The organism is Yersinia aldovae ATCC 35236 (genome assembly GCF_000173735.1).
Taxonomy (GTDB): domain Bacteria; phylum Pseudomonadota; class Gammaproteobacteria; order Enterobacterales; family Enterobacteriaceae; genus Yersinia; species Yersinia aldovae.
In genome coordinates this window covers 1-11,838 of record NZ_ACCB01000020.1, presented here as the reverse complement: position 1 = coordinate 11,838, position 11,838 = coordinate 1, and the positions used below count along the sequence as shown (strand labels likewise).

Below are 11,838 nucleotides of genomic sequence, written 5' to 3'. Positions count from 1 at the left end.
TTGATTACTGCTAATTGTGTTAATAATAAAGCTCGTTGACTCGGGGTGCCTGGCGCTAAATAACGCAATGGCTGAGATCTTACCCGTATTACCTGATCTGGATTATACCAGCGGAGGGAAGTCGCGGTATCCTTGTTGAGTTCATAAGCAACGGTACCCCTTCTTGTTTGCTGGTGGGGATATCATGAACACCACTCACTCTGACATTTCAATCACACCGTTCCCTGATGCACTGGCCGAAGCCGGTTTACAGCAATTTTACCTCATGCCACCGTTGGTTCATTGCCTGACTAACGAGGTGGTGCAATCGTTTACCGCTAACGTATTGCTGGCATTGGGGGCTTTCCCGGCAATGGTGGTTGAGGCACAAGAGGCGGCACAATTCAGTGCTGCGGCTGACAGTTTACTGATCAATATTGGTACATTGTATCGGGCACGGGCCGAATCCATGCTGGCGGCGATTACGGCTGCCAATCAATCAGCAACGCCGTGGGTGCTGGACCCCGTGGCGGTCGGTGGATTGAGCTATCGCACTGATTTTGCCCACCATTTACTCGTGCTGAAACCGGCAGCGATACGCGGTAATGCCTCGGAAATCATGGCTCTCAGCGGCCTGACAGCTATGGGGCGCGGGGTTGATAGCCTGGATGACTCACGGGCAGCACTGCCAGCGGCCCGCCAATTAGCACAGCAAACCAGGGCGATAGTCGCGGTTACCGGTGCGGTAGATTATATCACTGATGGCGAACGTGTTTTTGCTGTGAGTGGTGGCGATAAGTTAATGACACGGGTGGTCGGTACCGGTTGCGCACTTTCTGCCGTTGTGGCGGCATTTTGTGCGTTGGAGGGAGATCGCTTGCATCATGTTGCCACCGCCTGCTGGCTGATGTCACAGGTTGGTGGGCAGGTAGCGCAGCAGGTTGCCGGGCCGGGGAGCTTTATTCCCGCCTTTCTGGATGGTCTGTATAACCTTCGTTGTTGAAGCCGCAGCAAATATGTTTAATGGCTTCTGCCAGAGGCTATTACTCTTTCAATATTATATTCAGCAAATGTTTTTACATCGTTTACGCTTAAAATAGAGCACGTTTATTGCTCTATTTTGCGTTTAGGTATTCTCGGTGTTTTCTACATCCCCGTTTTTATTATCTAATAAATAGGAAAATCTAATGGCTAGAGTGAGTAGTTATAAGATAGCAGCACTGTTCGCCGTCGGGATATTAGTTGCAGGATGTGCGTCAAATGTAACAACTAACGCGCAGTTTTCGGGTTTTCTGTCTGATTACAGTAAATTACAAGAAACGACGTCAGCCAGTGGTCAGCCGGTGCTCCGTTGGATTTCGCCTGATTTTAATGTCGCCAAATATACCGGGGTTTATTATAAACCGCTGGTTTATTTCCCCGGCCCGACACCGACACCCCGTGTAAGCCAGAAAACGCTAGATCAAATATTAGCTTACGCCAATAAACGACTTAAAGAAGCCGTTAGTGAACAATTACCGTTAGTCAGTTCACCTAAGAAGCGCAATATACTGATTGTCCGAGCCGCTATTACCGCAGTTTCTGCCGAAGATAAAGACCTGGAAGTTTATGAAATGGTCCCCATCGCCGCAGTTGTTGCTGGCACGATGGCTGCCACGGGTAATCGCACACAAAAGACGGCACTTTATTTAGAAGTTCAGGTTATCGATTCCAATACCGGTAAACCGGTGATTGTTGTCGTGCGCAAGGCTTACGGTAAGGATGTCAGTAACAGCGGTGAGCCGATTACGGCTGATGAAGTGAGAAGTACAATGGATACGTTGGTTTACGATATTGTTAATTTCAAAGCAAAAAGCCAGCCAACGCCTTAAATATATACCCCCGTTCTGCTTCTTTTGCCAATGAGATGAGGGGCTGAACGGTATTTTATTTGTAGCGTTCGTTGAGCATAAGTGCTGATAAATCATCTAATTGCATCGGTTTGCTGAGAAAGTAGCCTTGTACTTCATCGCATTTTAAGTTTCGCAGATACCCGAGTTGTTCTGCTGTTTCAACACCTTCGGCGGTGACCGTCATGGTGAGTGCATGGCCGAGGTTGATAATACCTTCAACAATTGACTGACCTTCGTGTGATTCGGCCAGTTCATCGATAAAACTTTTATCAATCTTCAGTGCATCGAATGGGAAACGGCGCAGATAATTAAGGGAAGAGTAGCCAGTACCAAAATCATCCATTGCCAGACGGACACCAAGTGCTTTCAAAGCGGTCATGATTTTGAACGCGCCATCAGCATCTTCAATCATAATGCGTTCCGTTATTTCCAGTTCCAATCGATGGCTGGGTAAGCCGGTCAGTCGTAATACTTGACGCACCCTTTCTATCAGGTGTTGACTCCTAAATTCAACGGCAGAAATATTGACTGAAACAATCAAAGAAGGGTGCCATGTAATGGCATCTTTACATGCCTGCAACATGGTCCAATCACTTATTGAGGTGATAAGACCCGTCTCTTCCGCTAATGCGATAAATTGGTCTGGCATCAGTAGCCCGAGCACTGGATGATTCCAGCGTACCAGCGCTTCTGCTCCGGTCAGTTGTATGCCTTCTATGCGATAGCGCGGCTGATAATAAAGACTGAATTCACGGTTTTTTACGGCCTGACGCAAAAAACGCTCCAATTCACTGCGTTGCATCAGACGCTCGTTCATCTCACTGGAATAGAAGCTCCAGCAGTTACGGCCATTGCTCTTGGCTTCATACATGGCGATATCGGCGAAACGCAATAGTTCCTCAGCCTGTATGGAGTCCTGAGGTGCCAGCGCAATGCCAATACTGGCACCAATATAGATGTCCTGAGCATCTACCACATAAGGCGCTTCGATGCGGGTAATCACTCTGGCGCACAACTGTTCTATCTCTTTCACTGATGAAAGACCTGTAATAATCAGAACAAATTCATCCCCACCGTGGCGAGCGACCATATCTTGATCACGTAAACAGCTTCTTAAACGTTCGGACACCTGATGTAGCACGGTATCGCCAGTGACATGACCATAGGTATCATTGACTGGTTTAAATTTATCCAGATCAACATTTAGGACTACCAGCGGATGTTGCGCCACTGACAGATTTCGCAGTTTGTTCTCAAGGAATTCTTTCATCCGAATTCGGTTGGGTAAACCGGTCAGCGCGTCATGCATTGAAAGGTGCTGGATACGTTCCTGCGCTTCTATTTCGCTGGTGATATCCGATGCGGTGCCACGATAGCCGATAGTTTCATCATTATTGATAATGGGTTTAGCGTAAATCCGGCAAATCCGTCGGTCGCCTTTGGCGGAAAAGTAAGTGCATTGCAGTTCATTGCGGGATTCCGCCAGATGCGTGTGCTGTAACCAGGATCGTAGCGGAATAATGTCACAATTTAACAGTGAGTCGAGATTGCGCCCCATCCAATGTTCGATACTCAGCCCGGTGATAATTAAAAAACGCTGTGACAGATAGGTGATACGCAGCTCGGTATCCGTCTCCCATAACCAGTCAGTGGCGGATTCTGCGACATGGCGAAAACGCTCTTCGCTGGCGGTCAGTGCCGTTTTATTGTCATCCGCGACCTGAGCCTCAGCGATAGCGCGGCGGATAACCCGCCAGCCGGTCAGCCCAAGAATCAAGGCAATCAGCGCTAATAAGGGTAACAGAAGATGGAGCAGTTGCGCGCCAGGCATGTTCTGATCCCAACCTAAACGCTGAATACGATTATCGCTGGAAGAAATCAGTATTGAGGCACCTGACGAGGTCTCGTTGTTGTTTTGCTGGGCATGCAGGTTATTGATGCCATAACCTTCGCCCAATGCCCCCAGCTCAGGCTGCGTCAGGATATCGACAAAGACCAGCACGGAATCGGTGCCAGCAACATTCTGTACCCGCGGATCGCCTCCAGTGGTTAATTTCGCTGCGGCAATTAAGGTTGGCTGGCCTGAAATCATAAGCGTTTGTGTGGCGATATATTGCATCGAGGTGCGCTGGCGTGCCGTGTCAATTAATGGCGTAATATCTTGGGTTAGCCAACTTTGCAGGTCAGTATGTACCAGTTGCCCGTTGATAACGGAATAACGGGTATTGCCCCGTCCATCAATAACGAAAACGCCTTCATAGCTAAAATCTTTATAAAGTGATGGCCCCAGGTTTTGGCTGACATAGGCCCAGTCAGTATCGACGGTGACAGAGAGGTGCTGGTAAGCGTCGCCCCAAAAAGCATTATCTTTAATTCTGGCTTTTATCGCGTCCTGACGCATGTGCCAAGCTTTTTCGACTAAAAAGCGGCTTTGTGATAGTGCTTGTTCGTTTAATTGCGAAGCAATAAAGATAATGCCAATAGCGGCAATCATGATAGTAATCCCAATCAGCAAGGCCATAGCCTGCAACGTCCGTTTGGCAAAGAAAAGATTTTCCCTTCTCACGCGTGACGTTGTTTCTGGCTGGTTGGCGTCGGTCATCGTGAATTCCCTTAGCGCTTGCATAATTGGGCTGATACACCGGATAGACTTAGTCTCTGTTTAATCAGCAGTTAGTGAGACTCTGAGGCCATATAAATTACCATAGATCTGTTTAGTTATAATCTGAGCTTAGGCTAAATAACCGAGTAACTAGTGATTTCTATACGATAAGGATTGAAGGTATGACCACCACGACGGCCAATCCTGTCTGAAATGTAAGTATAAATGATTACACTCAGTTTCGTATTTATGGCGAGTTTAAAAACTTATATCGATTGATTTCAATCATATCATCAGAGTTACGCGCTGAATTACCTGGCAGTGCCACCTTCTCTCTGGCTCTTGTGGTGATGGTCGCAGATTATTACCTCAATTAATTATTTTGGTCATTAGGTGTAATCGGCGTTTTTGTCCGTAAAACATTAACGTGGCACCAGAGTATGGTTAATCCCTGCCTTGATGAAACCCTATCTTAATTAAGCCCTGAACATAAAAGACTCGTTGGCGACTACGAGATTTTCGCTATTTCGGTCATGTGCTGGTTAAGGGGAGTGATGTCAGAAAATCTCATATTAAGCTGCACTTATGCTGGCTGAAACAGGGTTTGTTTTAATTTTACATATAACTGAATTTAAATATAAAAATCATGCAAATAGCGAATTTTTTTACAGGGTTTATCCACGTAAATATGATTTATTGAGTGTTTTCAGTTAGTATATCTAATGTTTGTAGGCCAGTTTGGTCTACACACCTCCCCGTATTACAACTATTCATGTAAATATCTCACTAAATTTGAACGTATTACGGGTATGACTGCACGTCATCATTTTAAGCTTTATGCAGTGGAGCTATTGAGCACATAAGGAAGAGAAAATGGGACTACGAAGAAAGAGTGTTAAACCAATGCAAATCAATGATATAACTATCATTGATGATGCCAAACTAAAGAAAGCAATCACCGCAGCCGCGTTGGGTAACGCGATGGAGTGGTTCGATTTTGGTGTGTATGGTTTCGTCGCATTCGCACTGGGCCAGGTGTTTTTCCCCGGAGCCGATCCTGGTATTCAGATGATCGCAGCACTGGCGACCTTCTCCGTTCCTTTTTTGGTCAGGCCGTTGGGCGGTATATTCTTTGGCGCATTGGGTGATAAGTATGGGCGGCAAAAAGTTTTGTCGGTCACGATTATTATTATGTCGGTCAGCACCTTCTGTATTGGTTTAATTCCCTCTTATGCCTCGATAGGTATCTGGGCCCCCATCTTGCTGTTACTGGCTAAACTAGCGCAGGGCTTTTCTGTTGGCGGTGAATATACTGGCGCGGCAATATTTGTAGCTGAGTATTCACCAGATAGAAAACGTGGCTTCCTGGGAAGTTGGCTGGATTTCGGTTCGATTGCTGGTTTTGTCCTTGGGGCTGGGGTCGTTCTGCTCATCTCCAGTATTCTCGGTGAAGCGAGTTTCCTTGAATGGGGCTGGCGTATTCCGTTCTTCGTTGCTGCCCCATTGGGATTAATTGGGATCTATTTGCGTCATGCGTTAGAAGAAACTCCCACCTTTCAGCAACATATAGATCAAATTGATAGTGATTCACGCCATAATATTGCCCAGCCCCCGAAAGTCTCTTTCCGCGAAATTTTAACCAACCAGTGGAAGAATCTGACTATCTGTGTGGGGATGGTGATTGCCACTAATGTCACCTATTACATGCTACTGACCTATATGCCGAGCTATCTGTCGCATAGCCTGCATTACTCTGAAGATCACGGCGTATTGATCATTCTTGCCATTATGTTGGGTATGTTATTTGTTCAGCCGGTTATGGGGCTAATGAGTGATCGATTTGGTCGAAAACCTTTTGTTATTGTTGGTAGTGTGGGGCTATTCCTACTTGCTATTCCTAGCTTTATTCTGATTAACAGCGGCATTATTGGTCTGATATTTTGTGGTTTGCTAATTCTGGCAATTTTGCTGAACTGTTTTACCGGTGTGATGGCCTCAATATTACCCGCGATGTTCCCAACACATATTCGTTACAGTGCATTGGCTATTGCTTTCAATATCTCTGTACTGGTGGCAGGGTTGACCCCCACCGCTGCGGCATGGTTAGTTGAAACCACACAGAATCTGTATATGCCTGCTTATTATCTGATGGTGGTCGCAGTGATTGGGTTAGTCACCGGCATATTTATGAAAGAGACGGCAAACAGGCCACTAAAAGGGGCTACGCCAGCAGCATCTGACCGGGCAGAAGCAAAAGAAATACTGCAGGAGCACCATGACCATATCGAACAGAATATTGAAGATATTGATCAACAAATAGCGGATCTGGAGAAGAAAAGGAAGAATCTGACGGCCCAACATCCTGACATTAACTAATCAGGATTGGAGGGCATCGCTTGGTTCTAATCTGATTTAGATCAATAAAATGTATTTCTATACAATGGTTTACCTTTCTATTCAAATCTGTCTTTGACCCTTCCCTAAGGGGAGGGTTTACATTTATGCGTAATTATTCCTATTTCTATAGACATTATTACTCTTATCGAAAGGATACCATCACAATGAATAAGATATTCGCATCGGCGGCACGGCTGGCAATTATTGCTCTGGCCGCAGCCACCTTCAGCCAGTTTGCCTCAGCGCAGCCCATCTCTGCTGCTGAAACTGAATTCCTGACTCAACATGGCTTGGTGGGAAAAACGACTGAACAAATGGTTGATACCATCGATCAATCGAAGCAGGAGCGCCCTCTGGCTTATTCCGCATCAGTCACAGGCACAGAATTAAAACTCTCTGATGGGCAGCAGGTATTCTCTTATCCGCTAGGCGATAAGTTCTATTTGTCATTTTCCCCCTATGTGAACCAAACGCATCCTTGCTTTAATCACAGTTTGTCTGGATGCCGTGGCGAGCTGGCAAATGCGGCTTTCGATGTGAAGATTACTGATAAAACTGGGCAAATCATTATGCAAGATAAGATCACTAGCTATCAGAACGGTTTTATTGGCGTGTGGTTGCCCCGCAATATTGAAGGAACCCTTGAAGTGACTTACCAAGGGCTGACAGCTACGTCACCCTTTGCGACTCACGCAGAAAGCCAAACCTGCATGACAACACTGAAATTAAAAAAATAAGTGAATATTAGCCCATAAAAAACCAGCTTAACGGCTGGTTTTTTTTATGGGCTAAATACGAAACATTAAAATAATGTAATGATTATCGTTTCGTAGGCTAGTAGATTAATAAAGTTAAAGATTAATAATATTAGTCTTTAACAATTAATGAGTTTCGCATGACTCAGGTAAGTACAGTTGGTGCTATCGTTGTGTTATTACGGTCATTCAGTCTATAAAAGTACCATTAGTTTTTTTGCAAAAAATCCTAAATGCCGTATTTGCTTCGGTGCCTCCTTTGTTTCTTATAATGAGAGATTAAGCTAAGACTGCATAACGCATTTTGTAGGATTTATCCCACCATCTTGTAGGCGAGTTCTTTTTTTGATTGTAATAAGAAATAAGATATATGCCTGCCAATCCTTGCTGTTTCAGGTGTTTTGTGTTTACTTTCTTATTTTATTGGTTTTTTTATTTTCTTTTTATGTTTTTTGTAGTCTTTAATTCTGTTTAATTTAATTAGTTCAAGATATTCGACCATCGGATAAATCTTGTCTAATATTAATAAATGAGTATAAATCCCACTTAATTAATTGAGGTGCTTTGATACTTATTTATCATTATTTAAATGTGTTCAGATGGCTATCATATTGATTAATATAAAAATCCACCGACAGTACAACTTGCCACTATGATTAATGATAGCTCGTTTTTTTAATGGGGCGCGATTCATTAAGTGATTAGTGAATAACATTGGGTTCGCTATCTAAATCTGTATAGCGCTAATCTTGCTAATAATTAACGTTTTAATTAATATGTGACTCCATTGAAGGTATATATATGAATGCAATTTTTAAAGTAATTTGGAACTCAACCTTAAACACATGGATTGTTGTGAGTGAGTTGGCTAAAGGCATAGTGAAAACCAGAAGTGCTGGCAATTCATTGACTAATGCTGGGCAATCAAGCGTCGTTGAACAAGATGCAATCTGGAAAAATTTCAGAAAAAATCTTTTAGCCATATCTATAGGTAGTTTCGGTTTCTTTGGAATGCATTCAGCGTTTGCCTTGGATATTACGGTCACAGACCAAGCCGGTCTTTCAGCAGCCTTATCCAATGGTAGTTACGATAAGATTATTCTGGGTGCAGATATTGCGCTTACCCAAGTATTAACCGTCAACATGGCGAGTCAAAATGTCGTGATTGATGGTAATGGCCTGTACGGTTTGACGGTTGCCAATACCGTAACCAATGGCTTGGCGGTATCATCCGGTACTGGGACATTAACGCTCCAAAATATGTCCAAAATTGATTCTGCTAACTATTACAGTATGGTCTATTTGACGGGCGGCAGTACTGCGGTCAACGTGGTTTATGACAACATTGGCTATCTTGGCTCGTCACAGCTCATTTTTATGGGCGGTAATGGTGGGGTTACCAACAGTGTGATGACGTTTGGCAATATCTTGTCAGATGTGGTTGTTAACGATAGAGGCCAGGAAATTGGTGAAGTTAATAAACTTAGGTATACCGGCCGGTTTCATGTCACGCATTTAGGCGGAGCTATATCTTTCCAAAACGCCAGCGGAGCAAGTAATACCTCAACCATGGATTTCCTCAGTGGTGCGGATGTCAAAATTGATAGAACGGGGTCAACTGCAAACCTGACAAATACAGGTACCAATGCCTTTGCCTACGATTTTGCCGATAATTCTGCCTTCGAACTCATTGCCAATCAGAACGTTTTCAGTGGAACCAATACGAATAGAGGCTTGAAAATTGGCAGTTACGATGCTGTAACTGGGTTCGGTGCTGGCGCAAAAATTATCTTGCAGGCGCGGGCGACTGGCGGCGGTATTATTTCAGGTAATGCGATTGATAACGCCACCACGAATACTGCGGGTATCAATAATGGTGCTGCGGGTACTACAGATGTGATTTACAACCTGGCCGGTGGTTCTATTTTACAGGCGACCGGCTCTGGTATTGTCGCGACCAAAAATGCGGGCAATGCCAGTGGGATTTATATCAGCTCTGGTGCCGCTATTAATGCCGCTACTGCGGGTATTTCAGCCTCACATGCCGGTAGCGGTAAGATCCTATTAGAAAATAAAGCCGCGGGTAACATTACATCGGTAACCGGGATATCAGCGACCAATACCGGCACCGCGACTATCGACGTTGCGAACAAAGGCACCATTAACAGCACCACCGCCGGGATTGCATTATCCTCTAGCTCAACGCAAATCGTTAATGTTGATAATAGCGGCGGTGTAATTAATGCCACCGCAGGAACCGGTATTAATGTTCTGACGAATGCGCTGTTAAATATGGTTGGCGGCACTATCAATATCACTAACGCCGCAAATGGCTTAACTTTCGCGGGCACCGGTAATCATGCTCTGGCTGATTTGATCATCAATCTGGGCGGTACAGGGCTTGCTTTTTCTAAAGCCGCTGCGACCAATTTGACGCTAAGCCACGTCACACTCAATACCGCGAACAGAACGGCGTTAGATACGCTGGCGGGGCTGACATTTGCCAGTAGCGCTAATGGCCGCAATACCATTAATGTCACCGGCACTGGCACCGGGATTGCCACCACTAACACGGCTCTGAGCGCACTGAATCCGGCAGCATTAGATATAAATGTTTCAGGTGCGGGTACAGGAATAAACGCCAGCGGCGGTGGGGTAGATTTCTCAGGTGCAAATCTCAATATTAATGTCACTAACAGCGGTGGCACTGGGTTGCTGATAACCGATGGTACTGCTATTACCACGATTGGGGCCAATACCCACATCAATGCAGCGGGTGCGACAGCCATCAACTTCACCGGTACCGGCGCGAAAACATTAAACAATAACGGTACTCTGAATGGTGCGGTCATATTTGCCGGAACTGCTGATAAGACTATTAATAACAATGGGATATTGAATGGTACATTAACCACCGGTTCGGGTAATGACTCTTTGGTTCTTGGCAGCACGTCACAAAGTAACGGTTCGATTAATCTGGGTGATGGCAGCAATAACGTGACTATCCAGAACGGTGCTCAAGTGTCATCCATTACCACGGGTACCGGTAATGATACTTTTAACATCAATAACATGACGGTAGGAAGCACTTATTTAGGTTCTTTGAATGCCGGTTCTGGTACTAACACCTTAAACTTCAATACCTCAACCGATGCTCTGGCTGCGAGCACATCGTTGCAAGGTTTCGCTAATATCAATCTTACTGGCAGCCATATAACATTGGTTTCTGGCACTAACGTGGGTAGTGGTGTCATTAATATCGATGGCGGCAGTGAGCTGCTTTTTGGTAGCACATTTAATAGCGCCCTGAATGCATCTCTAGGCCATGTTGCTGGTGGTGATGGTTCAGCTATCGTTAATAACGGCGCTAACGTAACACTAAATCAGGCCAATGCTTTTGCTGGCGACTGGAAGATTAATCTGGGGGGAGCCCTGACAGCCAGCAACAGTAATCAGCTGGGTGCAACAACTATTGCGCTGAACGGCACGTTAAACTTGAACGGTGTAGCAACATCGAATAATGCGCTGACCGGCAACGGGCTATTGAATATCGATAACGCCAATAACACGTTCAATTTTGGCGGCACCACCGGCACGGCATTTGCCGGTACGGTTGATATGAGGAACAGTAACTTTTCTCTGAACGGCAATAATACCAGCGCATTGCGCAATGCTTCGTTTATCGCGTCCACCGGTGCATCGGTCGGGGTTGATAGCGGTAATCAGGTGATAGGTAACTTTGCCCTCAACGGCGGAACTGTTGGTTTTGTCAACGGCAGTTTAATAAGTACGGGTACGCTGGCGGTAACGAGTAACAGTACCGTCAGAGTCGATCCCACCATCACGACCGGCGGGAATTTACTTGATCAAGATACCGGCAGTTCATCTCGGTTAATTAGCAGCGTTAATACGTTGTCGGCGGGAGAACTCGCGCAGCTGACATTACGGGATACCTTAGGCAATAGCATTGGCACTGATACCGCCGTGAATGTGACTCAAAACGCAAACACTGTAGCGCAAGCCATCTATAACTACGCATTATCTGGTGTAGGAGGCGGCTTAAGCCTTACCTCGGTACTGACAAAATTAGCATTGATCTCTGGTCAGACATTAACCTTAACCTCGCAAGGCGCACTTGATGCCAGCAGATTACTCACCGCACAGTTGACGGGTAGCGGTAATGTGGCTGTTGGCACTGATAACACTGAAATAA

At 45.3% G+C, this 11,838-nt stretch carries 6 protein-coding genes and 1 riboswitch; of the genes, 5 read left to right on the top strand and 1 reads right to left on the bottom strand.

Translation table 11 applies throughout. The annotated features are described in order from the left end of the window. The first annotated feature begins 31 nt into the window (after nucleotides 1-31). Nucleotides 32-136: riboswitch (TPP riboswitch) on the top strand. 75 nt (nucleotides 137-211) lie between these two features. Further along, nucleotides 212-982: a hydroxyethylthiazole kinase gene (thiM, locus tag YALDO0001_RS10800; protein WP_042839830.1), complete on the top strand. Its 771-nt coding sequence runs from the start codon at nucleotides 212-214 to the stop codon at nucleotides 980-982. A gap of 184 nt (nucleotides 983-1,166) precedes the next feature. Further along, nucleotides 1,167-1,850, top strand: a complete 684-nt coding sequence (locus YALDO0001_RS10795) for a DUF3313 domain-containing protein (RefSeq protein WP_042546944.1) — start codon at nucleotides 1,167-1,169, stop codon at nucleotides 1,848-1,850. 55 nt (nucleotides 1,851-1,905) lie between these two features. Here the strand turns inward: YALDO0001_RS10795 and YALDO0001_RS10790 are convergent, their stop codons facing one another. Then, on the bottom strand, nucleotides 1,906-4,473 hold the full coding sequence (locus YALDO0001_RS10790) for a bifunctional diguanylate cyclase/phosphodiesterase (protein ID WP_004702995.1): 2,568 nt from the start codon (nucleotides 4,471-4,473) through the stop codon (nucleotides 1,906-1,908). An 873-nt stretch (nucleotides 4,474-5,346) separates the two neighbouring features. Here YALDO0001_RS10790 and proP point away from each other — a divergent pair. From proP to YALDO0001_RS10775, 3 genes are all read left to right on the top strand, one after another. Continuing rightward, nucleotides 5,347-6,849: a glycine betaine/L-proline transporter ProP gene (proP, locus tag YALDO0001_RS10785; RefSeq protein WP_042839797.1), complete on the top strand. Its 1,503-nt coding sequence runs from the start codon at nucleotides 5,347-5,349 to the stop codon at nucleotides 6,847-6,849. Nucleotides 6,850-7,034: 185 nt separating this feature from the next. Further along, nucleotides 7,035-7,607 (top strand): copper-binding periplasmic metallochaperone CueP, encoded by a 573-nt coding sequence (gene cueP, locus YALDO0001_RS10780; protein WP_004702990.1) that lies wholly within the window; start codon nucleotides 7,035-7,037, stop codon nucleotides 7,605-7,607. A gap of 819 nt (nucleotides 7,608-8,426) precedes the next feature. Further along, the coding region (locus YALDO0001_RS10775; RefSeq protein ID WP_042839795.1) for an autotransporter outer membrane beta-barrel domain-containing protein at nucleotides 8,427-11,838 on the top strand (3,412 nt) is incomplete at its 3' end.

Bases quoted from the DNA above. Each gene is read 5' to 3' on its own strand.
- YALDO0001_RS10795 (WP_042546944.1), top strand. From the start codon at position 1,167: ATGGCTAGAGTGAGTAGTTATAAGATAGCAGCACTGTTCGCCGTCGGG.
- YALDO0001_RS10790 (WP_004702995.1), bottom strand. From the start codon at position 4,473: ATGACCGACGCCAACCAGCCAGAAACAACGTCACGCGTGAGAAGGGAA.
- proP (WP_042839797.1), top strand. From the start codon at position 5,347: ATGGGACTACGAAGAAAGAGTGTTAAACCAATGCAAATCAATGATATA.
- cueP (WP_004702990.1), top strand. From the start codon at position 7,035: ATGAATAAGATATTCGCATCGGCGGCACGGCTGGCAATTATTGCTCTG.